The sequence below is a fragment of the Actinomadura viridis genome (genome assembly GCF_015751755.1).
Classification (GTDB): Bacteria; Actinomycetota; Actinomycetes; order Streptosporangiales; family Streptosporangiaceae; genus Spirillospora; species Spirillospora viridis.
Genome location: NZ_JADOUA010000001.1, coordinates 7,908,253 through 7,934,316 on the forward strand (window position 1 = coordinate 7,908,253; position 26,064 = coordinate 7,934,316).

Below are 26,064 nucleotides of genomic sequence, written 5' to 3' on the forward strand. Positions count from 1 at the left end.
CCGCTCAGCGCCCGGTGAACCGGGGCTCGCGACGTTCGAGGCCGGCCGCGACGCCCTCGCGGCCGTCCTCGGTCTCCCAGAGCCGCGCCTGCTCGGTGACCTCGCGCTCCAAGGCCTGCCCGACGGCGCCGGGCAGGTCCGAGCGCAGCGTCGCACGGATCGAGCGGACCGCCAGCGGCGCGAGGGCGGCGATCTCCGCGGCCCAGGCGAGGGCCGCGTCCCGCTCGGTGCCGGCGGGGACGACCCTGTCCGCGAGGCCGATCACGGCAGCCTCCTCTCCCCGGACGCGGCGCGCGGTGCTCAGCAGGTCGAGCGCCTTCTGAGGACCGACGATGCGCGGCAGCGTGACCGAGAGGCCGAAACCCTGGTGGAAGCCCAGCCGGGCGAAGTTCGCCTGGAACACCGAGTCCGGGGTCGCCACCCGGAAGTCCGCGGCGCACGCCAGCCCCAGCCCCCCGCCGATGGCCGCCCCCTGCACCGCGGCGATGACGGGAATCCGTACGTGGAACAGGCGCAGCGCCTCGGCGTAGAGGCGGCGGGACTCGGCCGTCCGGTCATCGCCGTCGGGCAGCGAGGCGAAGTTCGCTCCGGCGCAGAAGTGCTTGCCCGACGAGCAGAGCACCGCGGCCCGGGTGCGCCCGTCGGACTCCAGCCCCTCCAGGGCGTCGGCGAGCGCGGAGATCAGGGCACGGTCGAAGTAGTTCGCCGGGGGCCGGTCGATCTCCAGGACGGCGACGGCGCCGTCGTGGCGCACGTTGAGGTCGGGTGAGGTGGTGTCGGTCATGGCCGGACCTCCGGTCTGTGGTCGTCGTCGAGTACGGCGGCGGCGAACGAGGGCGACGCCGCCGTCGCCGCCCCGAGCCGCGCGGCCAGCGGCAGCGTGTCGCCGGCGTCGCCCCGCCAGCCGTGGAGCCGCCGGGTCAGCAGGTGGAGCCGGTACTCCCGCGTCATCCCGATCGCCCCGTGCGCCTGGTGCGCGGCACGGGCCGCGGCCATGGCGTTCTCGTTGGCGACGAGCTTGGCGGCCATCACGTCGAACGCCCTGAGGTCCGGCTGGACGGCGAGCCGTTCGGCCAGCGCGGTGGTCATGACCGCCATCTGCTGGATCTCCACGAGATGGGCCTGAACGGCCTGGAACGTGCCGATCGGCTTGCCGAACTGGAAACGCTCGCCGGTGTAGCGCCGGGTCATCTCCGCGATGACCTGCATGGCGCCCGCCATCTGGGACACGCGCAGGACCGCGGCGCGCAGCACCAGGTCGTCCGCCGGGACGGCGGAGGAGGCGAGGGTGACGGGGGCGCCGTCGAGCAGGAGCCGGTCGCGGGGCTGGCCGGCGAGGTCATGCCCGGACGTCACCCGGACGTGCGCCGGGTCCACGACGATGAGCCGGCCATCGGCGGTGACGGCCACCACCCGGTCGACCGTGCCGCCCCACGGGACGTCGCGGAGGACCCCGCTCGCGCGGCCGGTGCCGTCGCCGGTGCCGTCGGCGGTGGTGTCGACGGTGACGTCGGCGGGCCCGAACGGCACCGAGTACGCGTGCGCGGGGTCGATCTCCAGGCCGGACCGGGCCAGGGCCCAGGCGGCCAGATGGCTCTCGACGACCGGCAGGTCGGCCGCGTGGCGGCCGCACAGGACGGCGATCTGGACCAGGTCGGCGAGGTCGCCGCCGGATCCGCCGTGATCCTCCCCGATGTCGACGAGGTGGAGCCCGAGTTCCGCCAGGGAGGCCCATCCGGCGCGGTCGAGGCCCTCCGGTTCGGCCGGCACCGCGTCGGAGGGCCAGGCCGACTCGAAGAAGCCGGCCAGGACGCCGGAGACGGAGGATGCGGTCATCGGGACACCAGCCCCTTCGCGATCACCGAACGGAGGATCTCGGTCGTCCCGCCCCGGATCGTCCAGGACGGGGAGACGAGGATGGCGCGGGCGAGCAGTGACTCCCACGGATCGTCGGAGCCGAGGTCGGGGGTCCTGCCGAAGTGCCGCCGGACGATCTCCACCGACTCCTGCTCGAAGCGGGTGGCCATCTCCTTGACGAGGGCCGCCTCGGCGACCGGTGACTCGCCGGCGTCGACGAGCCTGGCGATCGACAGGCTCATGCCGCGGAAGGCCCACAGGCGCGAGACGACGCGGCCGAGATCGACCTGGGCCACGGGCGAGTCGCGGACCTCCGGCGACCGGGCCCACGCCTCCAGGACGGGCATGAGCGACATCCACCGGTCGACCCCGCCGCGTTCCAGGGCGAGCTCGCCGGTGTTCTGGCCCCAGCCGGCGCCCACGTCGCCGAGCCGGGCGGTGTCGGGCACGTACACGTCGTCGAAGGAGAGCTCGCAGAAGTGGCCCGTGCCGTCGATGAACGGGATGGGGGAGATCGTCAGCCCGGCGGCGTCGCCTTCCACGATGAACTGCGTCAGCCCGCCGCGACGGTCCTCCGAGGTGCGGAACAGCCCGAGGACGTGCGTGGCCGTCGCGGCGCCGGAGGTCCAGATCTTGGTGCCGTTGATCAGCCAGCCGTCGCGGTGGCGCACCGCCCTGGCGCGTACGGACGCGAGGTCGGAACCGGAGTCCGGCTCGCTCATCCCGATGGCGAAGGACAGCTCGCCGCGGGCGATCCCGGGCAGCAGCCGGCGGCGCTGCTCCTCGGTGCCGTTGCGCGCGATGCTCGGGCCGGACTGGCGATCGGCGACCCAGTGGTAGCCCACGGGCGCGCCCCGGGCCAGCAGTTCCTCGACGACGATCTGGCGCTCGACCGCCGTGCGTCCCCCGCCGCCGTACTCGCGGGGGAGGGCCATGCCGACCCAGCCCCGGGCGGCGAGGTCCCGGGAGAACTCCGGGTCGACCTCGCCGGACATCCCCAGCCCGAGGGGGTGGGCGCCCGGGGGCAGCCGTTCGTCGAGGAAGGCGCGGACCTCCCGCTGGAGGGCCCGTTCCTCGCTTCTCAGCGTGGTCGGGACCAGGCTCTTCATGGTCGCTCCCATCAGTGGTGGTCCGCCGGGTCGAGACCGAGCTCGGCCAGCACGTCGTCGGTGTCCTGGCCGATCAGCGGCGCGTGGTGACGCAGCTCCGGCTCCGTGCCGTGGAACGTGGCCATGCTCGGGATCACGCGGTAGCCGCCCACGGCGGGGTGCTCGGCGATCTCCAGCTCGTCGACCAGGTCCTGGAGGGAGGCGACCCGGGTGGCCGGGATCCCGGCCTTCCGGCAGTACTCCAGCCACTCGGCGGTCGTACGGCTCGGGGTGATGCGCCGGACGTCCCTGTAGAGGGAGTCGGAGTTGAGGATCGTGGCGCGCAGGTCGGCGTACCGGGGGTCGTCGGCGGCGCCCTGGACGCCGGCGTCGGTGAAGAGGGCCACGTAGTGCTCCGGGTGGTAGGGCAGGAGATGGACCCAGCCGTCCTTCGTCGGGTGGGGCCGGCGCTCCGGCGACAGGACGCGGGGGTAGCCGGTCGCCGGCCCGCCCGGCGGGGCGACGGGCGGCCGGCTGATCGCCCCGGCGCCGTGCTCGGTGAGCATGAAGGCCGTCATGGCCCGGGTCATCGGAACCTCGACGTGCCGCCCCCGCCCGGTGCGCTCCCGCTCGACCAGCGCCGCGGTGATGGCCTGGGCCATCACCAGCCCGCACACCTTGTCCGCGAAGATCGTCGGCATCAGGGCCGGGGATCCCCAGATCCGCAGCATGATGTCCGAGACGCCGGTCGCGGCCTGGACGATGTCGTCGTAGGCCGGCTCGTCCGCGCGCGGGCTGCCGAGCGCGAAGCCCTGCGCCTGGCAGTACACGATGTCCTCGCGCATCGCGCGGACCGAGGGGTAGTCCAGCCCCAGCCGGGCCAGCGCCCCCGGCCGCATCGTGGAGACCACCACGTCGGAGGTCTCGACCAGGCGGCGCACGGCCGCGCGCCCGGCCTCGGACTTCAGGTCGATGACGGCGGAGCGCTTGTTGCGCATCAGGTTGAGGGAGATCCCCGACAGCTGGGGATGCGGTCCCGGGCCCATGACGCGGTTGGTGTCGCCGCCGGCGGGCTCGACGGCCACGACGTCGGCGCCCTGGTCGGCCAGGATCTGCGTGGCCAGGGGGCCCATCACCACGCGGGTCAGGTCGAGGACGCGGATTCCGTGGAGCGGTCCACTGGCGGGTTCGCCGGCTGTCGTCATCATGCCCACCTTGCTACGAGGGTAGGTCAGGAATGTATTCTTAAATGAATTCATTCGTCAACGCAGCCTCCGAGACCGGGAGCTCCGAGACCGAGAAGGAGTGGCATGGCGACAGACCTGCCCGGTGCCGCCCTCGACACCGGCCCGGGGGCGGCGACCGCGCCCCACGCGGTGTACCAGTCCTGGCTCGACCGCGAGGTCCTCGCGTTCCAGGCCTGCGGGGCCTGCGGGAACGCGGTGTTCCCGCCGCGGTCCCGGTGCCCGCACTGCGGCGGGCCCGAGCTCGGCTGGCGCCGTTCCTCGGGGCGCGCCGTGGTGTACTCGGCCACGACGATCGAGCCGCGCGGAGGCGAGCCCTACTGCGTCGCGCTCGTCGACCTCGCCGAGGGATACCGGATGATGACCGACATCGTCGGCGTCCCGGCGTCGGACGTGCGCATCGGTGACCGGGTCACCCTGCGGTTCGACCAGAGTGACGACACCGTCATCCCGGTGTTCGGCCCCGACGAGGAGGCACGATGAACGACGAGCGGCGGCTGAGGGGCGGCACGGCGATCGTCGGCGTCGCCGAGTCGGACCTGGGCGAGGTCGGCCCCGACGTGACGGCGCTGGATCTGGTGGCCCAGGCCGCCGGGCGCGCGCTGGACGACGCCGGGCTGACGACCGGCGACGTCGACGGCCTGTTCGGTCACTCCGCCTTCTTCCCGATGCCGACCGTCGTCATGGCCGAGCACCTCGGCATCCGTCCCCGCCACAGTGACAGCACGGCGACGGGCGGCAGCTCGTTCGTCGCCCATCTGCGCCACGCGGCGGCGGCCATCGACGCCGGCCTCTGCGAGGTCGCGCTGATCGCGTACGGCAGCACCCAGCGTTCCGCCTCCGGCGGCCTCGTCTCGTCGGGACGGTCGTTCCTCCCCTCCTACGAGACGCCGTTCCGGCCCCGCCTTCCCGTCTCGGCGTACGCGCTCGCCGCGGCGCGCCACTTCCACGAGTTCGGCACCACGCGGGAGCACCTCGCCGAGGTGGCGGTCGCCGCGAGGCGCTGGGCCCGGCTGAACCCGGTGGCGTTCGCCCGTGACGACCTGACCATCGACGACGTGCTCGGATCGCGGATGGTCTCCTCGCCGCTGACGGTGCGCGACTGCTGCCTGGTGACCGACGGGGGCGGTGCCGTCGTGGTCACCTCGGCCGAGCGCGCCCGGGACCTGCGCCGGCCGCCCGTCTACTACCTCGGCGGCGCCGAGGCCCAGTGGCACATGAACATCTCCCAGATGCCCGACCTGACGGTGACCGCCGCCTCGGAGACCGGTCCCAGGGCGTTCGAGCTGGCCGGGCTCCGGCCGGCGGACGTCGACGTGGTGCAGCTGTACGACGCCTTCACGATCAACGTGCTGCTCTTCCTGGAGGACCTCGGATTCTGCGAGAAGGGGGCGGCGGGCGACTTCGTCTCCGGGGGAGGGATCGCCCCCGGCGGGCATCTCCCGGTGAACACCAACGGCGGCGGCCTGTCCTACTGTCATCCTGGTATGTACGGGATCTTCCTGCTGATCGAGGCGGCGCGGCAGCTGCGCGGCGAGGCGGGCGACCGGCAGGTCGCGGACGCCCATGTCGCCCTGGTGCACGGCAACGGAGGCATGCTGTCGAGCCAGGTGACCGCGTTGCTGGGCGACGCCTCGGTGCTGTGAGCCTCGGTGCTTTGAGAGGAGCGGTGGACATGACCACGCCCGCCTCGCCGGCGGTGGGAGAGGACGGTCTCGACCGCGCCGGCGGATCCTGCCTGGCCCAGATCCGCCGGCTCGTGCTGACCGGGCGGCTCCTGCCCGGCCAGAAGGTGAACCAGGGGGAGATCGCCGCCCGGCTGGGGGTCAGCCGGGTGCCGGTCCGCGAGGCCCTGGCGGCCCTGCGTTCGGAGGGGCTCATGGAGTCCCGCGCCAACACCGGGTTCACGGTGGTGCGCCCGACCGTGGACGATCTCGTCGAGATCTACCTGATGCGCAACCTGCTCGAGAGCGAGCTGCTGCGTTCGGTGGACCTCGCCACGGTCGACGTCGAGCTGCTGGAGCGCGTCAACGGTGAGATGGCGCGGCTCGACCCGGTGGTCTCCTTCGACGAGTACCGGCTCGCCAACGAGCGCTTCCACTTCGCGATCTTCGACCGTTCCCCGCTGCGGCTCGTCCGGCGCGAGGTGGGCCGGCTCTGGACGCTGTCGGAGTTCTACCGGTCCATCTACATCCATGGCGAGGGCGCGCATGGACGCGTGATCGAGGATCACGCGTCCATCATCGACGCGGTACGGCGCCGTGACCATGAGGCGCTGGTCGCCGTCAGCACCGAGCACCGCGGCGAGACGGAGATCTCGATGTCGCGGGTGCTCGGCCGCCGTGCCGGCGGCTGAACCTCAGCGCCGCCCGATCGCCGCGATGACCTCCTCGGTGGTCGAGATCGTCGCGAGCGCCGGCAGGACGTGCGTGAACGTGAACCGCTGAACCTCCTCGGAGGTCCCCGCCGTGGCGTCCTCGGCGACGACCACGGAGAGGCCGCGGTTCACCGCCTCGACGGTCGTGCCGGGGATCGCGACGTTGGTCGAGATGCCCACCAGCACCACGGTGTCGACGCCCCGTTCGCGCAGGGCGGCGCCGAGACCGCTGCGGAAGAACGACGTCATCCCGGTCCGCCGCGGGAACAGCAGGTCGCCTTCCTCCGGCCGGAGACCTGGATGGATCAGCGGGAGCGGCGTGCCCTCCTTGAACTCGTCCCGGCGCCGCGTGTGCACGGCCAGGGGCGACGACAGGTCGAAGCCGGCCCAGTCGGCCGCCGGTTCGATGGTCGCGTGGGCCACCGGGAGCCCGGCCGACCGGAAGGAGCCGGCGAGGCGGGCGATCTTCGAGACGATGTCGCGTTCCGCCGCCTGCCGGGCCAGCTCGGCCATGGTGGTCGCGTACTCCGGGTCGATCAGCCCGTTCTGGCACTCGGAGATGAGCAGGACGGGGGTCCGTCCGGTGCCCAGCCGGCGGTCGAGGCTCATGCCCGCCCCCCGGTTGCGCGGGCCGCCTCGTGGCGGTCCAGCCACCCGCCCGGGGTGCGCCCCTCCAGCTGCAGCAGCCGGCGGGTGATCTGCCAGGAGTCCCCGGTCCTGCGCAACGTGTCGCGGTAGCGGCCCCAGTGGTCCGGGCCGATCTCGGTGACGGCCAGGAAGTAGGCCGTGGTCCGTGCCTCGGCCGGCGAGGTCAGCTCGATGCGGACGCTCGACAGGTGGTGCCGCAGCGCGGGCGTCGCCATGTGCCGGCGGATGCTGCGCCCGGCGTTCTCGAAGTACGCCCGGATCTCGTCCCGCCCGTGGCACGCGGGGTCGCCGGTGGCCTCCATGACCGCGTCCTCGGCGAACAGTTCGAGCATGCGGCCGGTCCTCCCGCCGTCGGCGCACTGAACGTACTCGATCAGCAGGTCGCGGATCTCCTCACGGGCGATCACCTCGGGGGCGAGCATCGCGGCTCCTCGTACGGTCGGCGCTAAGTAGAGTATTTATGATACTATTACGCATAATTCTGCTTGGCAATGAGGTGACCATGCACATCGGCATCATGATGTTCTCCACCGATCAGACGGTTCAGCCCGCGCCGCTGGCCCGCCTGATCGAGGAGCGGGGCTTCGAGGCGATGTTCCTGCCCGAGCACAGCCACATCCCCGCGACGCGGAGGACGCCGTATCCGAGGGGCGGGGAGCTTCCGCCGGAGTACTACCGCACCCACGACATGTTCGTCGGCCTGGCCGCCGCGGCGACCGCCGCCCCCCGGCTGACGGTCGGCACCGGCATCACGGTCGTACCGCAGCACGATCCGATCCACCTCGCCAAGGCCGTCGCGAGCCTGGACCTGGTGGCCGAGGGCCGCCTGGTGTTCGGCATGGGCTTCGGGTGGAACGCCGACGAGATCGAGGACCACGGCGTCGTCTTCAAGGAGCGGCGCGAGGTCGCGCGGGAGAAGATGCTCGCGGTCCGCCGGCTCTGGACCGAGGAACTGGCCTCCTTCGAGGGGAAGTACGTCAGCTTCGGCCCCTCCTACCTGTGGCCCAAGCCGGTGCAGCGGCCCGGGCCGCCGGTGGTCATCGGCGGCGCCGCCGGTCCCAAGCTCTTCCGCCACATCGCCGAGTACGCCGACGGATGGGCGCCGATCGGCCCACGCACGATCATGGAGGGGCTGCCCGACCTGCGGCGGGCCTTCGAGGACGCCGGCCGCGATCCGGACGGGATCCGGCTGCACGCGTTCGACCACCGCGGCGAGCCGGGCCTCGTCGAGCACTACGCGAAGCTGGGCGTCGAGCGCCTGGTGATCAACATTCCGCCGTCGGGCCGGTCCGAACTGGAGCGCGTCCTCGACGGACTGGCGCCCCTCGTCGACCTGGTCGCCTGAGCCCCCGGCATGAGCGGGCCGCCCCCGGAGCGGCCCGCTCATGCCGGCATCACGGTGCCGGGGATCGCGGTGCCGGTGTCCCGCTCAGGCCGCCGTGTGGCCTCCGTCGACCACGAACTCCGCTCCGGTGACGAACGAGGCCTCGTCGCTGGCGAGGAACGTGATGACCGCGGCGACCTCCTCGGCGGTGCCGAGCCGGCCGGAGGGCGTCGCCGCCATGATCTGCTCGCGCCTCTTCTTGAGCAGCGGGGTGTCGATGAAGCCCGGGTGCACCGAGTTGACGCGCACGCCCTCGGGCCACCAGGCCACGGCGGTGTTCTTGGTGAGGATCCGGACGGCGCCCTTGGCCGCGTGGTAGGCGGGGCTGCTCCCGATGCCTCCGATGATCCCGTAGACCGAGCTGACGTTGACGACGGCGCCGTTCCCGGTGGCCTTCAGCGCCTCGCTCGCGGCCCGCTGGCCGAGGAAGACGCTCGTCTGGCTGACCGCGATGACGCGGTCCCACGTCTCGGTCGTGGTCTTCTCGATCGTCTCGTAGTGGCCCGCGCCCGCGTTGTTCACGAGGACGTCGAGCCGGCCGAAGCGCTCGGTGGTGGCCGCGACGGCCGCCGCCCAGGACTGCTCGTCGGTGACGTCGAGATGGACGAAGGCGGCCCGTTCGCCGAGGCTTCCGGCGAGTTCGGCGCCGAGCGCGTCCTGGATGTCGGCGATCACGACGGACCCGCCCTCGCCGACGACGCGGCGCGCGGTGGCCGCGCCGATCCCGCTCGCCCCACCGGTGATGAGCGCGACCCGTCCGCTGAACCGCCCCATGAGCTCTCCTTCGTGGCGAGACCGCTCATCTCGCACTTTTATGCCTATAGTAATAAGAAAACGAACGATACAACATCGTCCGACCGATGGGGGATCGATGCCCAGCCTGAACGGGGCGGCCGTGATCGTCGGCGCCTACGAACATCCGGGACGCCGCCTCCCGGACCACACGCTCGCCCGGGTCCATCGCGAGGTCGTCGCGGGAGCGCTGGCCGACGCCGGGCTCGGTCCCCAGGACGTCGACGGCTTCTTCTGCGACTCCTCGGCTCCGGGCTACGGTGCGATCGACCTGATGCAGTACCTCGGTCTCCAGTGCGCGTACACGGAGTCCGGCGAGATGGGCGGCGCCAGCTACATCGCCTACCTCGGGCACGCGGCGGCGGCGATCGCCGCGGGCAAGTGCCGTGTCGCGGTCATCTCCCTGGCCGGGCTGCCCAGCCACCGCCGGCCGCAGGCGCCGCCGGAGACCCCCTCGCCCGCCGTGGCGTTCCAGGTGAACGGGTACCGGGGAGGCTACGGCCCGGTCGCCGACTACGCGCTGGTCGCGCGGCGGCACATGCACGAGTTCGGCACCACGCCGGAGCAGCTCGCCTGGGTGAAGGTCGCCTCCTCCCGGCACGCGGCGCACAACCCGGACGCCTTCCTCACCGGCGCCGTGACCGTCGACGACGTCCTCGGCTCGCCGCTCATCGCCGACCCGCTCCACCGTCTCGACTGCTGCGTGGTCACCGACGGGGGAGGCGCCCTCGTGGTCGTGCACCCCGACGTCGCCGCGTCGCTCGGGCGGGCCGGTGCGGTGCTGCGCGGCCACGGGGAGAGCCACAAGACCTCGTTCGCCGGCGAGGTGGACCTGACGTACTCGGCGAACCGGCGTTCCGGGGAGCTGGCCTACGCCGAGGCGGGCGTCGGCCCGTCCGACATCGACTACGCCTCCCTCTACGACTCCTTCACGATCACCGTGCTCCTGGCGCTGGAGGACCTCGGGTTCTGCGGACGGGGCGAGGGCGGGCGGTTCGTGGAGGACGGCGGCCTGGTCAGCGGCTCGGGGCGGCTGGCGGTCAACACCGACGGCGGTGGCCTGTCCAGCAACCACCCAGGGAACCGCGGGGGCATGACCAAGGTCATCGAGGCGGTGCGGCAGCTGCGCGGTGAGGCGCATCCCGCCGTCCAGGTGCCGGGCTGCCGGCTCGCGCTCGCCTCCGGCACCGGGTTCCGCCTGGGCGCCAACCACTACAGCTCGACCGTCATCCTGGAGCGCACCACATGAGCGAGTACTACGCGGCCGGACTGCCGACCCCCTCGCCCGAGGTCGATCCCGAGACGAGGCCCTACTGGGACGCGGCGGAGCGCGGTGAGCTGGTGCTCCCGCACTGCGAGCCGTGCGGGCGGCCCTTCTGGTACCCGCGCGGCTTCTGCCCGCGGTGCGGCGGTGACGACCTGCGGTGGAGCGCTTCGGACGGGCGCGGCACCGTGGACACCTACTCCGTCGTCCGCCGGGCCGGGGGCGCCTGGGCCTCGGCGGTGCCGTTCGTCCTGGCGCTGGTCACGCTCGACGCCGGGGTCACGGTGCAGGCCAACATCGTCGACTGCCCGGCCGGGGACCTGGCCGTCGGCCTGCGGGTGGCCGCCGTGTTCGAGCGCGCCGAGCCCGAGGACCTGCCCGTGCTGCGATTCGTCCCCGTACGGGAGCCGGAGGCCGGGGCCTCCTAGGACGGGCCGTCCCAGCCGGTACGAGCCCGGCCGGCCTCGGTCGGCCGGGCCGCGGGTGCCGCCTTCCGGCCCGGCCCGCCCGGCGCCGCCGGCATCGCCGCAGGCCACGGGTGGTCGAAAAATCTTCGGGCGACTACTCGGCTAACCATGCTAAGTATGATACTACTTAGCGAAATGTGAGGCACCTTACATTCGTCGCCCGGAGGTGGGTGAGGGAGAGGAGTCCGGCGGAGATGGCTCAGACCGATGGTCGGATCATGGGGGGCGGGGATACGCCGCCCGCCGGCGCCGCATCACTCGAGGTGGCCGGCGTCACCGCCGGCTACGGCGCGCACACCGTCCTGCGGGATGTGTCGCTCGCGGTCGGTGACGGCGAGGTCGTGACGCTGCTCGGGCACAACGGCGCCGGCAAGTCCACCCTGCTGCGCGCGATCGCCGGCGCGCTGGACGTCGAACGAGGCGACATCCGCTTCGGCGGCGTCAGCCAGCTTGGCCGGGGCGCGGCGCGCATCGCCCGGGACGGCATCGCCCTGGTACCCCAGGGCCGCGGGATCTTCCCGACGCTGAGCATCGGGGAGAACCTCCAGCTGGGGGCGGGCGTGGCCCGCAACGTGACCGACCGGACGCGGGTGACGCTCGACTTCGTGCTCGAACTGTTCCCCGCGCTGGCCGACCGGCTCCACGAGGACGCCGGCACGCTGAGCGGCGGGCAGCAGCAGATGGTCGCCATCGGCACGGCGCTGATGGCCAGCCCGAAGCTCCTGCTCCTGGACGAGCCCTCGACGGGCCTGGCCCCGGTGCTCGTCCAGACCATGCTCGCCCAGATCCGCTCGGTCCACCGCGAGCTGGGGATCGGCGTACTGATCGTCGAGCAGAACATCCACGAGGCGCTGCGCATCTCCGACCGCGCCTACGTCCTGAGACTCGGAGAGATCGTGAGAGAGGGAGCGGCTTCGACGCTCCTGGACGCCCCTGACATCTGGGGCCTCTTCTAGCCAGGCCCGTTCCAAACATTCGACACGGCTGAGCCGTGGCAGGCACGACCGAGATGGGAACACCTATGCGTTTGATTCGACCGGCTCGGGCCGTTGCCCTCGTGGCAGCGCTGACACTGGCGGCGGCCTGCACCACGTCCAACGAGGACACCGGCTCCACGGCCGCGGGCGTCCAGGGCGCGACGGGCAAGGCCGAGACCGCCGCGAAGACCTACAAGCTCGGACTCGGGCTGCCGCTGACCGGCTCCGCCGCCGCCTACGGCGAGGAGTACCGCGCGGTCACCGAGATGGGCGTCAAGAAGGCCAACGAGGACTTCGCCGCCGACGGCATCAAGATCGAACTGGTCACGGCCGACACCCAGGCGACCGCCGAGGGCGGCGTGAACGCCGCGAACAAGCTCGGAGCCGTCGAGAAGGCGCCCGCGATCCTGACCGGATGGGGAACGGTCGTCCAGGCCTCGATGCCGATCGCCGTGGACCGCGGGTTCGCGCTGCTGAACGCCGGCGTCCAGACCTCGACCCTGGTCGGGGCGAGCCCCAACCTGGTCAACCTGCTGCCGATGAACAACTCCATGTTCACCGACTACGCCTCCCACCTCACCAAGACGCTCGGGTACAAGAAGTTCGCCTACATCGCGATCGACACCGACACCGGCCGGGCCGCGGCGGAGGAGTTCGCCAAGGCGGTCAAGGACGCGGGCGGTGAGATCGTGGCGACCGAGTCGATCCGGCAGGACGCCACGGACGCCACGGCCCAGATCGCGAAGATCAAGGCGGCCAACCCGGACTTCATGTACATGCACGCGCTGCTCGTCGACGGCGCGTCCATCCTGAAGGCGGCGCGCGAGGCGGACCTGAAGTCGGTCATCGGCACGTACACCGCGGTCGCCGAGAGCGCGGTCATCCGCGAAGCGGGCAAGGAGAAGAGCAACAACATGCTCTACGTCTCGCACCTGCCCAAGGACGTCGACGGGACGCGCGGCCTGCTCAAGTCCCTGCGCGAGTCGCACCCGAAGATGGTCATCGCGAACCAGTCCTACGACCCCTACTGGTACTCCACCCCGTTCCTCTACGCACAGGTGATCAAGAAGCTCCGCGCGCAGGGCGCGCCGGTCACCGGCGCGAACGTCCTCGCCGTCATGCGCGAGGCCAAGGACCTGAACGTGCCGATCATCGGCCCGGTGGACCTGACGAACAAGCTCACCTACAAGGCCCCGACCACGATCCGTCAGATCAAGGACTGGAAGGCCGACCCCCTGGACGACGCGACCGTCGCGTCCGTCAGCAGCGACGACTGAGTCGTTCGACCATGCCCGTGCCGCGCCGCGCCCGCATGCGCGGCACGGGCCGCCCCACCGTCTGACGAGAGAGGCCGAAACGTGGACCTCCTGATCGTGCTCATCAAGACGGGCCTGGTGATGGGCCTGTTGTACGGACTGTTCGCCTACGGTCTGAGCCTGATCCTCGCTGTCAACAAGGTGTTCCACGTGGCGCAGGGAGCGACGTTCGTCTTCTCCGCCTACGCCTTCCTGACACTGGGAACGACCTACGAGCTCCCGATGGCCGTCGCCTTCCTCGGGGCGGTGTTCGTGGCCGCCGCCGCCGCGACGGGCATGGAGTACCTCGTGTACCGGCCGCTGGCCAGGCGCAACGCCGCCCCGACGGTCGTGCTGGTCGCCTCGCTCCTCGTGGTCGCGTTCACCACGTACGTGATCGAACTGGGGTGGGGCGCCGGAGTGGTGGCGGTCAAGCCGCCGGAGTGGTTCGCGTGGTCGACCACGGTGCTCGGGCTGCGCCTGGAGGCCTACGACCTCAGCGTCCTGGTCATGAGCCTGCTGGTCTTCGCCCTGATGCACTGGTTCCTCACCCGGACCCGTCCCGGGCTGGAGTTCCGGGCGGTCGGGGACAACGCCGAGCGCGCCAAGGCCCTGGCCATCGACCTCGACCGGGTCTTCCTCCGGTCCATGATCCTGGGGTCGGTGCTCGTCGTGCCGGCGGCCGTGCTGCTGTCGCTGAAGGCGCCGATCCACCCGAGCATGGGATTCGACCTGCTGCTGAAGGCCGTGATCGCCCTGACGATCGGCGGCATGGGACGCATGAGCGGCGCCCTCATCGGCGGCCTTCTGGTCGGCGTGACCGAGGCACTCCCGCCGTTCTGGCTGCCCACCGAATGGGGCGAGTTCGTCCTGTTCATCGTGGCGCTCGCCTTCGTCATCTTCCGCCCGACCGGACTGATGGGCAACAAGCGCAAGCCGCGGAAGTCCCGCAAGTCCCGTGAGTCCGCCGAGGCCGTGCCGGCGTCGACGACCGCCTGAACACGCAGACGTGGAGATATGAGCCAACCATGGGCTACTACCTGATCAGCCTGATGGGCCTGTTGCCCATCTTCGTGATCCTGGGCATCTCGTTCAACCTGTTGCTCGGCTACGGCGGGCTGCTGTCGGTCTCGCACGGCGGATTCTTCGGCATCGGCGCCTACGCCACCGCCATCCTGATCAAGGACTTCCATCTCGAGTTCCTGCCCGCCGTGGGCGCCGGCGCCGCCCTGGCCGGGGTGATGAGCCTGATCGTCGGCTATGCCGCCGGGCGGCTGTCCGACGAGTTCCTCTTCATCGTGACGATCGCCACGCAGGTGGCGCTCGTGGAGCTGTTCAACAACCTGGAGTTCACCGGCCGCTCGGCCGGCATCTCCGGCATCCCCCGCCCGACGATCATGGGCTTCCGGTTCGACGACAACCTCAAGGTCGCGATCCTGGCGTGGATCTTCTGTGCCGTGATCGCCCTGGTGTGCTGGCGGGTCGTGCGGTCACCGTACGGGCGGCTGCTGAAGGCCCTGCGCGAGGACGTCCCGGCCGCGCGCTCCCTCGGCAAGCGCGCGCTGTGGACCAAGGTCACCGTCTTCGCCTTCAGCTCGGCGATCGCCGGCATCGCCGGTGGCCTGTACGCCACCCACACCCTCTACATCAGCCCCGCCGAGTTCACCGTCGACCGCTCGGTGGAGATCCTGTCGATCACCATCATCGGCGGCCTGGCCGCGTACTGGGGCCCGTTCGTCGGCGCCGCCGTCGTCCTGGCGCTTCCGGAGGCCCTGAGCTTCGCGGACATCCCGGACTCGATCGCCGGCCCGATCAACGGCATCGTCTACACCACGATCGTCCTGCTGCTGCTGATCTACCGTCCGCAGGGGATCTTCGGCCGCGGCGCCGTGGAGGAGGCCGAACGGGCCGCCCGGCGCAAGGCGGCCCGTTCGGGGCGCCGGGACGGCGGAGTGCCCGCGCCGCCGGAGGAGCCGGCGGACGCGCCGAGCCCGATCGTGGTGCCGCCGCGCGAGGGCGGCACGATGGCCGAGCGCGCGAAGGTCCTGCGGTGCGAGGGCATCGGCATCTCCTTCGGCGGCCTCAAGGCGGTCGACGACGTCACGCTGTCGATCAGGCCGGGGAAGATCACCGCGCTGGTGGGGCCGAACGGGGCGGGCAAGACGACGGTCTTCAACCTGCTCAGCGGGGCGTTGAAGGCCGACACCGGGCGGACCTTCTACGGGGACCAGGACATCTCCGCGCTCAGCATCGAGCGGCGGGCGCATCTCGGTGTCGTGCGTTCGTTCCAGGAGGTCCGCCTCTTCGAGAACATGACCGTCCTGGAGAACATCCACGTCGCGACCACGGACTTCCGCAAGGAGACGCTCATCGCGCAGTTCTCCCCGATGTCCTTCCGCGCCGGGGAGGGGGCCGAGGAGGAACGCGCCGAGCGGATGCTCCACGGCATCGGCCTCCACGACAAGCGGCACTCGCTGGCCGGGGACCTGTCCTACGCCGAGCAGAAGATGCTCATGATGGGACGCCTGCTGGCGACCGGGGCCAGCTGTTACCTGCTCGACGAGCCCATGTCCGGCCTCGACCAGGGCGCCCGCGCCCAGCTGTCGGACCTGCTGCGGCGGATGGTCGCCGACGGCACGTCCATCTGCATCGTCGAGCACAGCATGCAGGTCGTCCGGGAGGTCGCCTCCTGGGTGATGTTCCTCGACCGCGGGCGGCTGCTCACCGAGGGCACGCCCGACGAGGTCATGAACGACCCGACGCTGACCGCGCTCTACTTCGGGCAGACGGTATGAGCCCGTCCCCCCTGATCGATGACAAGGAGAACGAGACGTCATGAGCGAGTCCAAGGTGGTGGTCGTCACCGGTGGAGGTGACGGGATCGGCCGCACGATCGTCGATCACCTGGCCGCCGAGGGGTGGGGCGTCTGCGTCGCCGACATCGACGGGGACGCGGCCTTGCGGGCCGCGGCCGAGCTGACCGAGGCCGGGCACCGCGTCGTCGGGGTGTGCGCCGACGTCTCCCAGGAGGAGGACGTCCAGCGCATCGGCGAGGTGGCGGAGGCCGAACTCGGCCCGCTGACCGCCTGGATCAACAACGCCGGGAACACCCGCCCGGCCATGCTGGTCAAGATGGAGGCCGGCGCCTTCGACGACGTCATGGCCGTGCACGCCCGGGGGACGTTCCTGGGGATCCGCGAGGCCGCCCGGCGGATGGTCGCGGCCGGCACGCCCGGCGTGATCGTCAACGTGACCTCCGTGGCCGGGCTCGGCGGCACGATCGGGCAGATCAACTACTCGGCCGCCAAGGGCGCGATCATCGCGATGACCAAGTCGGCGGCCAAGGAACTCGGCCGGTACGGGATCAGGGTCAACGCCGTGGCCCCGTCCGCCGCGACCAAGATGACCGACACCATCATGAACGATCCGAAGTTCTCCAAGACCTACCTGTCCAGGATCGCCCTGGGCCGGTTCGCGGAGGCCGAGGAGATGGCGCCCGCGTTCGGGTTCCTGCTGTCGGACGGGGCCGGCTACCTGACCGGCCAGGTGCTGTCCGTCGACGGCGGCACGTACATGGTGTCGTGATGGGGCGGCTAGCGGGCAAGGTGGCGCTGATCACCGGCGCGTCCGGAGGGCAGGGAGCGGCCGAGGCCCGGCTGTTCGCCGCCGAGGGCGCGGCGGTCGTCATCGCCGACGTGCTGGCCGAGCAGGGTGAGGCGCTCGCGGCCGAGATCACGGCCGCCGGCGGCCGTGCCCTCTTCCGCGAACTCGACGTCACCGACGAGGACGGCTGGACGGCCCTCGTGGCCGAGATCGAGCGCACGTTCGGCCGGCTGGACGTCCTGGTCAACAACGCCGGCGTCGGGGACGGCCGGGGCGTGATCGACCAGGGGCTGCGGGGCTGGGACCGGGTGATCGACATCAACGTGTGGGGGCCGGTGGCGGGCATGCGCGCCGTGGCCCCGGCCATGGCCCGCGGCGGGGGCGGCTCGATCGTCAACATCTCCTCCGTCGCCGGGCTCACCGGGTACGACCACGCCGCCTACACCGCCGGCAAGTGGGCGCTCCGCGGCGTCACCAAGGTCGCGGCCCTGGAGTTCGCCGACGACGGGATCCGGGTCAACTCCGTCCACCCGGGCACGATCGTCACCCCGATGCTCGCCGGGATCGGCGACGAGGTGATCCGGAACTACGTCCGGGTCAACCCCGGCCGCCGGGCCGGGACCTCGGAGGAGATCGCCTGGGCGGTGCTGTACCTGGCCTCGGACGAGGCGTCGTTCACCACGGGCGCGGAGCTGGCCGTCGACGGCGGGTTCATCGCCGGCGGGGCGAACCGCGCCCTGGAACTGGCCGTCGCCGCGCGGAAGGAGGACCGAGATGCCTGAGCCCGGCGGACACATCCGGGACCGGACCTCGCTGGACGGCAAGGTCGCCGTGGTCACCGGCGCCGCCCGCGGGATGGGCGCCGAGCAGGCGCGCTCGCTCGCGGCACGCGGCGCCGCCGTCCTCCTGGCCGACGTGGACGCCGGAGGCGGGCGGGCGCTGGCCGCGGAGCTGGAGGAGTACGGCGCGGGGACCGCGTTCGTTCCGGCCGACGTGCGCGACCCTGCGCACTGGGAGACCATCCGCGAGACGGCCCTGGACCGTTTCGGCGGGGTCCACGTCCTGGTGAACAACGCGGGGGTCGTCGGTCACCGGCGGATCGGCAGGATCACCCGGGCCGAGTGGCAGCGCGTCATGGACATCAACCTCAAGGGCGCGTTCCTGGGCATGAAGACGCTCGCGCCGGACATCCGCGACGCCGGCGGCGGCTCGATCGTCAACGTCTCCTCGGCGGCCGGGCTGGACCAGCACCCCGATCCGTCGTACACGGCCAGCAAGTGGGGCCTGCGCGGCCTGACGAAGACGGCCGCGCAGGAGTTCGGGCCGTGGCGGATCCGGGTCAACAGCATCCATCCCGGCTACATGGACACGCCGATGAACGATTTCGCCTCGCCCGCCCTGCGGGCCGCCAAGGTGTCGCTGCTCCCGCTCGGGCGGCCCGGCGAGGCATGGGAGGCGGGCGAGCTCGTCGCGTTCCTCGCCTCGGACGCCGCGGCGTTCATCACCGGGGCCGAGATCGCCGTCGACGGCGGCTGGACCTCCGGAGCCCAGGCCACCGAGGCCCGCCGCATGCGCTGACGCCGATCAGACGAGAGACGAGAAGAGGGCCCACCGGGAGACTCGGTGGGCCCTCTTGTTTCAAAGTCCCGGCCTATGGTGCTCGCCTGGCGGTTCGCACCTCACCGGGACTAGGCGAGCGCGGCATCGCTTCGCGATCCGCCCGGTGAGGCTCGCCTCCGGCGTCGCCCCACCGGGCAGGTCACGCGCTCGCGCGGTGGCCGGGCAACCGCTGGGCAACCGCTGGACAGGCCCTAACCGGCCGGCTTCAGCGCGCCGGCCTTGGCGGCCATCCGCTGGAGCAGCGCGAGTTCCTCCGGGCCGCTGTCGAACACGTGGAGCGTGTCCATGTCGCGGATCTCGTCGATGTGCGCCAGGACGTCGTCGGCGCTCGCGGGGCCCTTCGACGTGAACCAGCCGTCGTTCACGCCGACCACGTAGCGGGCGAACCGGCCGCCGCCGGCGGAGTAGATCTCGTGCGTGTGGGTGCACTGGGGCGACGCCAGGTAGACCCCCATCGCGGCGACCTGGGCCGGGTCGAGCAGTTCCTCCAGCTCGCCGAGCATGCCCGAGGTCATGCGGGTGCGCGCGCCGGGGGCGATGCAGTTCGCCAGGATCCCGTACCGGGCGCCCTCGATGGCCGCGACGTGCATCAGGCCGACCAGGCCGGTCTTGGCGGCGCCGTAGTTGGCCTGGCCGAAGTTGCCCAGCAGGCCCGAGGAGGACGAGGTGAGCACGATGCGCCCGTACGAGGCGGCCTTCATCACCTTGAAGGCCGGGATCGTGATGTTGAACCCGCCCTTGAGGTGGACGTCGATGACCGCGTCGAGCTCCTCGGGGGAGAGGTTCGCCAGGGACCGGTCACGCAGGATGCCCGCGTTGTGGATCACCGCGTCCACCTGGCCGAAGGCGTCCATCGTGGCGTCGATGATCGCCTGGCCGCCCTCGGGGGTGGACACGCTGTCGTAGCAGGCGACCGCCTCGCCGCCCGCCTCCTGGATCTCGCGGACGACGCCGTCGGCCATCGAGGCCCCGCCGCCGGTGCCGTCGACCGTTCCGCCGAGGTCGTTCACCATGACCCGGGCGCCATGCCTGGCGAGCGCCAGCGCGTACTCGCGGCCGAGGCCGCCACCGGCCCCGGTGACGACGACGGATCGGCCTTCAAATTCGACGAAGCCCATGCCTGTGGATCTCCTGTGCGCTAGGTGCGGGGTCAGATGATGGGGGAGGCGTGGCCGGCCCAGTACTTCTCCCGCAGCGGCGCCTTGTACAGCTTGCCGGTGGGGGAGCGGGGGAAGTCCTCGAGGAACTCGATGGAGCGCGGCCACTTGAACTTCGCCAGGTGCCGCGCGCAGTGCGCCATCAGTTCCTCGGCGAAGGTCTCGTCCGCGGCCGAGGGGTCGGCGGGCTGCACGATCGCCTTGACCTCCTCGCCGAACTCGTCGTTGGGGACGCCGAACACCGCCGCGTCCGCGACGCCGGGGTGCTGGAGCAGCACGTTCTCGATCTCCTGCGGGTAGATGTTCACGCCACCCGAAATGATCATGAACGCCTCGCGGTCGGCCAGGTACAGGTAGCCCTCGTCGTCGACCCGCCCCAGGTCGCCCAGCGCCGTCCAGTTCGGATGCTCGGGGTGGTGCGCGCCGGCCGTCTTGTCGGGCTCGCCGTAGTACTGGAAGGCGGCGATCTCGCCGGAGGTCTCGAAGTAGATCCGGCCGACCTCGCCGGGCGGCAGCTCGTTCCCGTCGGAGTCGCAGATGTGGATCGCGCAGCCGTCGATCGCGCGGCCGACGGACCCTGGGTGGGCCAGCCACTCGTCGGAGTAGATCAGGGTGGCGCCGGTGTCCTCGGTGCCGGCGTAGTACTCGGCGAGGATCGGGCCCAGCCAGTCGATCATGGCCTGCTTGACCGGGACCGGGCACGGGGCGGCGCCGTGGATGACCACTTCGAGGCTCGACAGGTCGTACCGGCCGCGCACCTCCTCGGGCAGCTTCAACATCCGGGCGAACATGGTCGCCACGAACTGCGCGTGGGTCACCCGGTACTTCTCGATCAGCGCGAGCGCCTCTTCGGCGTCGAACCTCTCCATGATCACAACGGTGGCGCCGAGGGCCATGGAGTCGGTGCTGAACAGCAGCGGGGCGGAGTGGTAGATCGGAGCCGGCGACAGGTACACCGTGTCCGGACCCATGTCGTAGAGGTCCCGGTAGATGGGGCCGAGGGCGGCCTTGCCCTGCTGGACGGTGCGCCCCGACAGCGGGCGCCAGACGCCCTTGGGACGGCCGGTGCTGCCGGAGCTGTACAGCATCGTGCGGCCGAGCGGCTCCTCGTCGAGCGCCTCGGCCGGGTGGGCGGCGATGGCCTCCTCGTACGACTCGTACTCTGGAACGGTCCCGTCCACCATCAGGCGGCGGCGCACCTTGGGGGTGAGCGCGACGAGTTCGGTGGCGAGGCCGGCCTTGTACTCGGACATCACCAGGACCTGCGCGTCGCAGTCGTCGATGATGTAGCCGGCCTCGCCGGGGGTCAGGTGGTGGTTGACGGCCGTCAGGTACAGACCGGAACGAAAGGCCGCCCAGAAGACCTCGATGTAGCGGATGTGGTTCTCCATCAGGATCGCCACATGGTCGCCGGGGCGCAGGCCCTCGGCGTGGAACAACCGCGCCAGCCGCTTCGACCGTACGTCGAGCTCGGCGAACGTCAGCGTCTCGCCCGTGCCGCCCATGATGACGGCCGGCTTGTCCGGCCATCTCCGGGCGTGCGAGGTGGGGTCGTGCATAGAACTCCTCGGGCTTCGAACGAACCGGCAGGCGAGTCCGTTGCGAATCTATGAGCATTATTATAATGTAAGCCGAGTCACACCGCCAGACCCCCTGGAGAACGCCATGCCGGAAGCCGTCATCGTCGCCGCCGCCCGAACCCCCATCGGCCGCGCGTTCAAGGGCTCGCTGGTCACCGCGCGTCCCGACGACCTCTCCGGCACGATCATCGATGCCGCACTGCGGCAGGTCCCCGCTCTGGATCGTTCCGAGATCGGTGACGTGATCATGGGCGCGGCCAACCACATGGGCGAGCAGGGAATGAACCTGGGCCGGAACGCGGCGGCGCTCGCCGGCCTTCCCGACACCGTCCCGGGGACCACCGTCAACCGCGGGTGCGGGTCGTCGCTGCAGTCGATCCGGATGGCCCACCAGGCGATCGCGACCGGCGAGGGCCACGCCTTCGTCGCCGCGGGCGTCGAGAGCGTCAGCCGCCTCCCCGGCGTCTACGACAAGGAGGCGATGAACCCCCGCTTCCTCGACTCCGGCCGTGACGACTACATCAACGACATGTACATCTCGATGGGGGAGACCGCCGAGAACGTGGCGGCGAAGTACGGCGTGACCCGGCGGGACATGGACGAGTTCGCCCTGCTGTCCCAGCGTCGCGCCGCCGCCGCGATCGAGGCGGGCTTCTTCGCCCGCGAGATCACCCCGGTGACCCTCGCCGACGGCACGGTGGTGGACCGCGACGACTGCCCGCGTCCCGAGACGACCCTCGACGTCCTCGCCGCCCTCAGACCGGCCTTCCGCGAGGACGGCGTGGTCACCCCGGGCAACTCCTGCCCGCTCAACGACGGCGCCGCCGCGGTGGTCGTCATGTCGGACGTCCGCGCCGCCGAGCTCGGCGTCACGCCGCTGGCCCGCATCATCGGCTCGGCCGTCACCGGTCTCGCGCCCGAGATCATGGGCGTGGGCCCGATCGCGGCGGTCGGCGAGCTGCTCGCCCGGCACGGGATGAAGATCGACGACGTCGACGTCGTCGAGCTCAACGAGGCCTTCGCCGCGCAGGTGCTGCCGATCGCGCGCGAGCTCGGCATCTCCGTCGAGGACCAGCTCAACCCGCACGGCGGCGCCATCGCGCTCGGGCACCCGTTCGGCATGACCGGCACGCGCATCATGACCACCCTGATCAACGACCTGCGGACGCTGGACCGGCAGATCGGCCTGGAGACGATGTGCATCGGCGGCGGCATGGGCATCGCGATGCTCATCGAGCGTCTGTCCTGAGATGGCCGGCCTCACGACGGTCCGCCTGGAGACGGACGGCCCGGTCGCGCTGCTGACCCTGGCGCGGCCCGCCAAGCTCAACGCGATGAGCCGGCGGATGGTGGCCGAGCTCACCTCGGTCCTGGAGGGACTCGCCGCCGACGCCCGGGTGCGCTGCGTGGTGCTCGCGGGGGAAGGCCGGATGTTCTCCGCGGGCGCGGACCTCGACGAGTTCCGCGACGACTTCGGCGCCGGTGGCGCCGATCCCGCCGCCACCGAGCGCGAGGCGCGGGACGGGGCCCGGCTGGCCGCGGCGCTGGAGTCCCCGGACATCGTCACGATCGCCGCGGTGCACGGCGCCGCCATCGGCGGTGCGGCGGCGGTGGTCGCGGCCTGCGGCCTGCGGCTGTTCGCGGACGACGCCCGGCTGCTGGCGCCCGAGCTGGCGATGGGGCTCCCGCTCGCCTGGGGCGGGGTCGAGCGGCTGGTCCGCGATCTGGGTCCCGCGGTGACCCGCGACCTCCTGCTGACCGGACGGCCCCTCACCGCCGAGGAGGCCGTGGCCAGGGGGTTCGCGATGGAGCGGGTGGCGCCCGGCGACCTGCTGGACCGGGCGAGGCGGATCGCCGCGCTGTGCGCGACCCGTCCCCGCCTGGGAACCTCGATCGTCCTCGGCCGGATCCGCGCGGTGGCCGACCGGAGCCGTGCCGACGGCGTGGACGACGACGCCGCGTCACTGGCCGCCGCCGCCCGCGACCCCGAGGCGCTGGCCGCGGCCCGCGCCTACCTCAAGTCACTCGGTCCCGCGTCCTGACGGACCCGACGGAAGCCGGAGAATCATGGATCTGTTCGAAGCCATCCGTACCACGCGAGCCATGCGGCGGCTCGATCCCGGCCGGCCGGTGTCCGACGCCGACGTGCGTACGATCCTGGAGGCCGCCCTGAAGGGGCCGACCGGGGGCAACCAGCAGCCGATCCGCTGGCTGGTGATCCGTGACCAGGACACCAAGGACGGGCTGCAGGAGATCTACCAGCGTTGCTGGAACCGCGGGCGCAAGCCCTACGCGGCCGAGCCCGGCCGGATCGCGCCGGCGGTACTGAACTCGGCCGACCACCTGGCGGCGAACCTCCACCGGTCACCGGTGCTGATCCTGGCCTGCGCCGACACCGGACCGCAGGGAAGGCGGCACGACGCCTCGGTCTACCCCTCCGTCCAGAACCTGATGCTGGCGGCCCGCGCCCTCGGCCTGGGGACGACACTGACCACGGCGCACCTGTTCGAGGAGGAGGCGGTCAAGGAACTCCTGGGAATCCCCTCCCACGTGACGACCTACGCGCTGATCCCGGTCGGCCACCCGCTCGGCAAGTGGGGCGAGCCCAAGCGCAGGCCGCTGGACGAGGTCACCTACCTCGACCGCTGGGGCCGGACCGGCGCGGACGGCACGGACGGCACGGACGGGAGCGGCCCGGTATGAGCGCGGGCGGCCCCGCCGGGAACCGTCGTCCAGATCCAGCCCCAGCACGAGGAAGCGCCATGACCTTCACGCCCGCCCCCAGGCCCTTCGACGAGGCGGTGCTGCGCGACGCGCTCGCGACCGCGAACCTGCCGACCCTGCTGATGGTGATGTTCCAGCTCACCGGGGATCGCACCTGGCTGCGGGAGCCCTACCGCCCGCAGCGCACCAGGGGGATGAGCGACAACGACACCGGCGGCTTCGGCCCCGAGGTCCAGGCGGAGATCCGGGACGCGGCGCTGCGGATCCTGAGGGCCTGGGGCGACGGCGAACCGGCCGCGCTGCCGATGCCGGACGAGCCCACGATCATCGAGATGATCAGTTCCTGCATGGGCGAGGAGGTGCCCCCGGAGTTCGGCCCGATGATGGCCGAGGACATGCGCCTGGGCGCCGGGGGCGGCCGGACCCGTGCGGCGGTGGCGGGGGCCGCGGACTTCTCGGTCGTGATCATCGGTGCCGGGATCTCCGGGATCTCGGCGGCGGCCGAGCTCAGGGCGGCGGGGTTCGGCGTCACCCTCTTCGAGAAGAACCCCGACGTCGGCGGGACCTGGTGGGAGAACCGCTACCCCGGTTGCGGCGTGGACACGCCGAGCCACGTCTACAGCTTCTCGTACTTCCCGCGGCGGTGGTCGACGTTCTACGGCAAGCGCGCCGAGGTCCACGAGTACGTGCGCGAGGTCGCCGACGCCATGGGCGTCGTCGACCTCGTCCGCTTCGAGACCGAGGTGCTGTCGGCGGTCTACGACGCGGCGGCGCAGCGCTGGAGGGTCACGGTGCGGTCGGCGGACGGCACCGTCGAGGAGCACGTCGCGAACGCGGTGGTCTCGGCGGTCGGCCAGCTCAACAGGCCGAAGGTGCCGCGGCTGCCCGGAGCGGACACGTTCGGCGGGACGCAGTTCCACTCCGCCCGCTGGCCGGAGGATCTCGACGTGACCGGGCGGCGGGTGGTGGTGATCGGCTCGGGCGCCAGCGCGATGCAGATCGTCCCGGCCGTGGCCGACCGGGTCGCGCACCTGACGGTCTTCCAGCGCTCACCGCAGTGGATCGCGCCCAGCTACAACTACTCCTCGCCGGTCCCCGAGGGCGTCCACTGGCTGATGGAGCACGTGCCGTTCTACCACACGTGGTACCGCCTCAGGCTCTCCTGGCTGACCAACGACCGGGTGCACGCCTCGCTCAAGATCGACCCGGAGTGGCCACATCCCGAGCGGTCCGTCAACGTCGTCAACGACGGCCACCGCCGGGCGCTGACCAGGTACATCGTCTCCCAGTTGGAGGGGCGCGAGGACCTGCTGGAGAAGTCGCTGCCGGACTACCCGCCGTTCGGAAAGCGGATGCTGCTCGACAACGGGTGGTACGCCGCCCTGCGCAAGCCCCACGTCGACCTGGTGACCGACCAGGTGGCCTCCATCGACGCCACCGGGGTCACGACGGCGGCGGGTGAGCACGTCGAGGCCGACGTCATCGTCTACGCCACCGGGTTCGAGGCCAAGAAGATGCTGTTCCCGCTCGACATCAGGGGACGGTCGGGGGTCTCGATCCGCGAGCTGTGGGGGGACGAGGACGCGCGCGCCTATCTCGGGATCACCGTGCCGGACTACCCGAACCTCTTCGTGATGTACGGCCCCAACATCAACCTCGGGCACGGCGGCAGCTACATGTTCTTCGGCGAGCTCCAGGCGCGCTACATCACCGACGTGTGCACGGCGATGGTGGAGGGCGGCCTCGGCGCGGTCGAGGTCCGGCGGGACGTCCACGACGACTACAACCGGCGGGTGGACGAGGCGCACTCGCGGATGATCTGGAGCCACCGGGGGATGGACACCTGGTACCGGAACGCGGCGGGGCGGGTCGTGACCAACTCGCCGTGGCGGGTCGTGGACTACTGGCGGATGACCAGGGAGACGGATCTCGGTGACTTCGCCGTCGAGCCCGCGGCGTCCCTGACCGGGAACTGACCCGCCGGGCC

The 26,064-nt window shown here is 71.6% G+C and carries 26 protein-coding genes; 17 read left to right on the forward strand and 9 right to left on the reverse strand.

Annotated features, from left to right (window positions below):
- Positions 1-4: 4 nt before the first annotated feature.
- The 4 genes from IW256_RS35910 to IW256_RS35925 are packed head-to-tail and all read right to left on the reverse strand — an operon-like array spanning position 5 to position 4,150.
- The gene (locus IW256_RS35910; RefSeq protein WP_197015181.1) at positions 5-784 is read right to left on the reverse strand and encodes an enoyl-CoA hydratase/isomerase family protein; all 780 of its coding nucleotides are present in this window, start codon (positions 782-784) and stop codon (positions 5-7) included.
- Positions 781-1,836: an acyl-CoA dehydrogenase family protein gene (locus IW256_RS35915; protein ID WP_197015182.1), complete on the reverse strand. Its 1,056-nt coding sequence runs from the start codon at positions 1,834-1,836 to the stop codon at positions 781-783. Before IW256_RS35915 ends, IW256_RS35910 begins: the two co-directional genes overlap by 4 nt.
- A complete protein-coding gene (locus IW256_RS35920) occupies positions 1,833-2,966 on the reverse strand; it encodes an acyl-CoA dehydrogenase family protein (RefSeq protein ID WP_197015183.1) in 1,134 nt (377 codons plus the stop codon). The genes IW256_RS35915 and IW256_RS35920 overlap by 4 nt, the downstream gene beginning before the upstream one ends.
- Positions 2,967-2,977: 11 nt before the next feature.
- Positions 2,978-4,150 carry a CaiB/BaiF CoA transferase family protein gene (locus IW256_RS35925; protein WP_231404067.1) on the reverse strand — a complete coding sequence of 391 codons (1,173 nt, stop codon included), beginning with the start codon at positions 4,148-4,150 and terminating at the stop codon, positions 2,978-2,980.
- Positions 4,151-4,255: 105 nt separating this feature from the next.
- Here IW256_RS35925 and IW256_RS35930 point away from each other — a divergent pair, with 105 nt between their 5' ends.
- Genes IW256_RS35930 through IW256_RS35940 form a run of 3 tightly spaced genes read left to right on the forward strand, consistent with a single transcriptional unit; the run spans position 4,256 to position 6,545 of the window.
- Positions 4,256-4,672: a Zn-ribbon domain-containing OB-fold protein gene (locus IW256_RS35930; RefSeq protein ID WP_197015185.1), complete on the forward strand. Its 417-nt coding sequence runs from the start codon at positions 4,256-4,258 to the stop codon at positions 4,670-4,672.
- On the forward strand, positions 4,669-5,835 hold the full coding sequence (locus IW256_RS35935; protein WP_197015186.1) for a thiolase: 1,167 nt from the start codon (positions 4,669-4,671) through the stop codon (positions 5,833-5,835). The genes IW256_RS35930 and IW256_RS35935 overlap by 4 nt, the downstream gene beginning before the upstream one ends.
- Before the next feature lie 29 nt (positions 5,836-5,864).
- Positions 5,865-6,545 carry a GntR family transcriptional regulator gene (locus tag IW256_RS35940; protein ID WP_197015187.1) on the forward strand — a complete coding sequence of 227 codons (681 nt, stop codon included), beginning with the start codon at positions 5,865-5,867 and terminating at the stop codon, positions 6,543-6,545.
- A gap of 3 nt (positions 6,546-6,548) precedes the next feature.
- On the opposite strand, the gene IW256_RS35945 is transcribed toward IW256_RS35940, so the two are convergent.
- Together IW256_RS35945 and IW256_RS35950 are read right to left on the reverse strand one after the other, a co-directional pair.
- Positions 6,549-7,175, reverse strand: a complete 627-nt coding sequence (locus IW256_RS35945) for a cysteine hydrolase family protein (RefSeq protein ID WP_197015188.1) — start codon at positions 7,173-7,175, stop codon at positions 6,549-6,551.
- Complete coding sequence (locus IW256_RS35950) at positions 7,172-7,636, reverse strand: nuclear transport factor 2 family protein (protein WP_197015189.1); 465 nt, start codon at positions 7,634-7,636, stop codon at positions 7,172-7,174. Before IW256_RS35950 ends, IW256_RS35945 begins: the two co-directional genes overlap by 4 nt.
- 80 nt (positions 7,637-7,716) lie before the next feature.
- On the opposite strand from IW256_RS35950, the gene IW256_RS35955 reads away from it, so the two are divergent.
- A complete protein-coding gene (locus tag IW256_RS35955) occupies positions 7,717-8,559 on the forward strand; it encodes an LLM class F420-dependent oxidoreductase (RefSeq protein WP_197015190.1) in 843 nt (280 codons plus the stop codon).
- A gap of 84 nt (positions 8,560-8,643) precedes the next feature.
- On the opposite strand, the gene IW256_RS35960 is transcribed toward IW256_RS35955, so the two are convergent.
- Positions 8,644-9,372 (reverse strand): SDR family NAD(P)-dependent oxidoreductase, encoded by a 729-nt coding sequence (locus IW256_RS35960; protein ID WP_197015191.1) that lies wholly within the window; start codon positions 9,370-9,372, stop codon positions 8,644-8,646.
- A gap of 97 nt (positions 9,373-9,469) precedes the next feature.
- On the opposite strand from IW256_RS35960, the gene IW256_RS35965 reads away from it, so the two are divergent.
- From IW256_RS35965 to IW256_RS36005, 9 genes are all read left to right on the forward strand, one after another.
- Positions 9,470-10,639, forward strand: coding sequence for a thiolase domain-containing protein (locus IW256_RS35965; RefSeq protein WP_197015192.1), 1,170 nt, complete (start codon positions 9,470-9,472; stop codon positions 10,637-10,639).
- Positions 10,636-11,082, forward strand: coding sequence for a Zn-ribbon domain-containing OB-fold protein (locus tag IW256_RS35970; RefSeq protein WP_197015193.1), 447 nt, complete (start codon positions 10,636-10,638; stop codon positions 11,080-11,082). Before IW256_RS35965 ends, IW256_RS35970 begins: the two co-directional genes overlap by 4 nt.
- Before the next feature lie 257 nt (positions 11,083-11,339).
- Positions 11,340-12,077: an ABC transporter ATP-binding protein gene (locus IW256_RS35975; protein ID WP_197015194.1), complete on the forward strand. Its 738-nt coding sequence runs from the start codon at positions 11,340-11,342 to the stop codon at positions 12,075-12,077.
- A gap of 101 nt (positions 12,078-12,178) precedes the next feature.
- Complete coding sequence (locus IW256_RS35980) at positions 12,179-13,375, forward strand: ABC transporter substrate-binding protein (RefSeq protein ID WP_197015195.1); 1,197 nt, start codon at positions 12,179-12,181, stop codon at positions 13,373-13,375.
- An 81-nt stretch (positions 13,376-13,456) separates the two neighbouring features.
- Positions 13,457-14,392 carry a branched-chain amino acid ABC transporter permease gene (locus IW256_RS35985; protein ID WP_197015196.1) on the forward strand — a complete coding sequence of 312 codons (936 nt, stop codon included), beginning with the start codon at positions 13,457-13,459 and terminating at the stop codon, positions 14,390-14,392.
- A 29-nt stretch (positions 14,393-14,421) separates the two neighbouring features.
- On the forward strand, positions 14,422-16,188 hold the full coding sequence (locus tag IW256_RS35990; RefSeq protein ID WP_197015197.1) for a branched-chain amino acid ABC transporter ATP-binding protein/permease: 1,767 nt from the start codon (positions 14,422-14,424) through the stop codon (positions 16,186-16,188).
- Between the two features lie 40 nt (positions 16,189-16,228).
- On the forward strand, positions 16,229-16,978 hold the full coding sequence (locus tag IW256_RS35995) for an SDR family NAD(P)-dependent oxidoreductase (RefSeq protein ID WP_197015198.1): 750 nt from the start codon (positions 16,229-16,231) through the stop codon (positions 16,976-16,978).
- Positions 16,978-17,778 carry an SDR family NAD(P)-dependent oxidoreductase gene (locus IW256_RS36000; RefSeq protein WP_197015199.1) on the forward strand — a complete coding sequence of 267 codons (801 nt, stop codon included), beginning with the start codon at positions 16,978-16,980 and terminating at the stop codon, positions 17,776-17,778. Before IW256_RS35995 ends, IW256_RS36000 begins: the two co-directional genes overlap by 1 nt.
- Positions 17,771-18,574, forward strand: a complete 804-nt coding sequence (locus IW256_RS36005) for an SDR family NAD(P)-dependent oxidoreductase (protein WP_197015200.1) — start codon at positions 17,771-17,773, stop codon at positions 18,572-18,574. Before IW256_RS36000 ends, IW256_RS36005 begins: the two co-directional genes overlap by 8 nt.
- 233 nt (positions 18,575-18,807) lie before the next feature.
- Here IW256_RS36005 and IW256_RS36010 read toward each other — a convergent pair whose 3' ends face one another.
- Both IW256_RS36010 and IW256_RS36015 read right to left on the reverse strand, forming a co-directional pair.
- The gene (locus tag IW256_RS36010; protein WP_197015201.1) at positions 18,808-19,734 is read right to left on the reverse strand and encodes an SDR family NAD(P)-dependent oxidoreductase; all 927 of its coding nucleotides are present in this window, start codon (positions 19,732-19,734) and stop codon (positions 18,808-18,810) included.
- Positions 19,735-19,766: 32 nt separating this feature from the next.
- Positions 19,767-21,332 carry an acyl-CoA synthetase gene (locus IW256_RS36015; RefSeq protein WP_197015202.1) on the reverse strand — a complete coding sequence of 522 codons (1,566 nt, stop codon included), beginning with the start codon at positions 21,330-21,332 and terminating at the stop codon, positions 19,767-19,769.
- A gap of 106 nt (positions 21,333-21,438) precedes the next feature.
- On the opposite strand from IW256_RS36015, the gene IW256_RS36020 reads away from it, so the two are divergent.
- The 4 genes from IW256_RS36020 to IW256_RS36035 are packed head-to-tail and all read left to right on the forward strand — an operon-like array spanning position 21,439 to position 26,053.
- Positions 21,439-22,602, forward strand: a complete 1,164-nt coding sequence (locus IW256_RS36020) for an acetyl-CoA C-acyltransferase (RefSeq protein ID WP_197015203.1) — start codon at positions 21,439-21,441, stop codon at positions 22,600-22,602.
- 1 nt (position 22,603) lies between these two features.
- A complete protein-coding gene (locus IW256_RS36025; RefSeq protein ID WP_197015204.1) occupies positions 22,604-23,395 on the forward strand; it encodes an enoyl-CoA hydratase/isomerase family protein in 792 nt (263 codons plus the stop codon).
- A gap of 25 nt (positions 23,396-23,420) precedes the next feature.
- A complete protein-coding gene (locus IW256_RS36030; RefSeq protein WP_197015205.1) occupies positions 23,421-24,056 on the forward strand; it encodes a nitroreductase family protein in 636 nt (211 codons plus the stop codon).
- Positions 24,057-24,115: 59 nt separating this feature from the next.
- Positions 24,116-26,053 (forward strand): flavin-containing monooxygenase, encoded by a 1,938-nt coding sequence (locus IW256_RS36035; RefSeq protein ID WP_197015206.1) that lies wholly within the window; start codon positions 24,116-24,118, stop codon positions 26,051-26,053.
- Positions 26,054-26,064: the final 11 nt, after the last annotated feature.

What these genes read in the sequence shown, in the direction of transcription:
- IW256_RS35910 (WP_197015181.1), bottom strand. Translation starts at nt 784, where the DNA reads ATGACCGACACCACCTCACCCGACCTCAACGTGCGCCACGACGGCGCC.
- IW256_RS35915 (WP_197015182.1), bottom strand. Translation starts at nt 1,836, where the DNA reads ATGACCGCATCCTCCGTCTCCGGCGTCCTGGCCGGCTTCTTCGAGTCG.
- IW256_RS35920 (WP_197015183.1), bottom strand. Translation starts at nt 2,966, where the DNA reads ATGAAGAGCCTGGTCCCGACCACGCTGAGAAGCGAGGAACGGGCCCTC.
- IW256_RS35925 (WP_231404067.1), bottom strand. Translation starts at nt 4,150, where the DNA reads ATGACGACAGCCGGCGAACCCGCCAGTGGACCGCTCCACGGAATCCGC.
- IW256_RS35930 (WP_197015185.1), top strand. Translation starts at nt 4,256, where the DNA reads ATGGCGACAGACCTGCCCGGTGCCGCCCTCGACACCGGCCCGGGGGCG.
- IW256_RS35935 (WP_197015186.1), top strand. Translation starts at nt 4,669, where the DNA reads ATGAACGACGAGCGGCGGCTGAGGGGCGGCACGGCGATCGTCGGCGTC.
- IW256_RS35940 (WP_197015187.1), top strand. Translation starts at nt 5,865, where the DNA reads ATGACCACGCCCGCCTCGCCGGCGGTGGGAGAGGACGGTCTCGACCGC.
- IW256_RS35945 (WP_197015188.1), bottom strand. Translation starts at nt 7,175, where the DNA reads ATGAGCCTCGACCGCCGGCTGGGCACCGGACGGACCCCCGTCCTGCTC.
- IW256_RS35950 (WP_197015189.1), bottom strand. Translation starts at nt 7,636, where the DNA reads ATGCTCGCCCCCGAGGTGATCGCCCGTGAGGAGATCCGCGACCTGCTG.
- IW256_RS35955 (WP_197015190.1), top strand. Translation starts at nt 7,717, where the DNA reads ATGCACATCGGCATCATGATGTTCTCCACCGATCAGACGGTTCAGCCC.
- IW256_RS35960 (WP_197015191.1), bottom strand. Translation starts at nt 9,372, where the DNA reads ATGGGGCGGTTCAGCGGACGGGTCGCGCTCATCACCGGTGGGGCGAGC.
- IW256_RS35965 (WP_197015192.1), top strand. Translation starts at nt 9,470, where the DNA reads ATGCCCAGCCTGAACGGGGCGGCCGTGATCGTCGGCGCCTACGAACAT.
- IW256_RS35970 (WP_197015193.1), top strand. Translation starts at nt 10,636, where the DNA reads ATGAGCGAGTACTACGCGGCCGGACTGCCGACCCCCTCGCCCGAGGTC.
- IW256_RS35975 (WP_197015194.1), top strand. Translation starts at nt 11,340, where the DNA reads ATGGGGGGCGGGGATACGCCGCCCGCCGGCGCCGCATCACTCGAGGTG.
- IW256_RS35990 (WP_197015197.1), top strand. Translation starts at nt 14,422, where the DNA reads ATGGGCTACTACCTGATCAGCCTGATGGGCCTGTTGCCCATCTTCGTG.
- IW256_RS35995 (WP_197015198.1), top strand. Translation starts at nt 16,229, where the DNA reads ATGAGCGAGTCCAAGGTGGTGGTCGTCACCGGTGGAGGTGACGGGATC.
- IW256_RS36000 (WP_197015199.1), top strand. Translation starts at nt 16,978, where the DNA reads ATGGGGCGGCTAGCGGGCAAGGTGGCGCTGATCACCGGCGCGTCCGGA.
- IW256_RS36005 (WP_197015200.1), top strand. Translation starts at nt 17,771, where the DNA reads ATGCCTGAGCCCGGCGGACACATCCGGGACCGGACCTCGCTGGACGGC.
- IW256_RS36010 (WP_197015201.1), bottom strand. Translation starts at nt 19,734, where the DNA reads ATGGGCTTCGTCGAATTTGAAGGCCGATCCGTCGTCGTCACCGGGGCC.
- IW256_RS36015 (WP_197015202.1), bottom strand. Translation starts at nt 21,332, where the DNA reads ATGCACGACCCCACCTCGCACGCCCGGAGATGGCCGGACAAGCCGGCC.
- IW256_RS36020 (WP_197015203.1), top strand. Translation starts at nt 21,439, where the DNA reads ATGCCGGAAGCCGTCATCGTCGCCGCCGCCCGAACCCCCATCGGCCGC.
- IW256_RS36025 (WP_197015204.1), top strand. Translation starts at nt 22,604, where the DNA reads ATGGCCGGCCTCACGACGGTCCGCCTGGAGACGGACGGCCCGGTCGCG.
- IW256_RS36030 (WP_197015205.1), top strand. Translation starts at nt 23,421, where the DNA reads ATGGATCTGTTCGAAGCCATCCGTACCACGCGAGCCATGCGGCGGCTC.
- IW256_RS36035 (WP_197015206.1), top strand. Translation starts at nt 24,116, where the DNA reads ATGACCTTCACGCCCGCCCCCAGGCCCTTCGACGAGGCGGTGCTGCGC.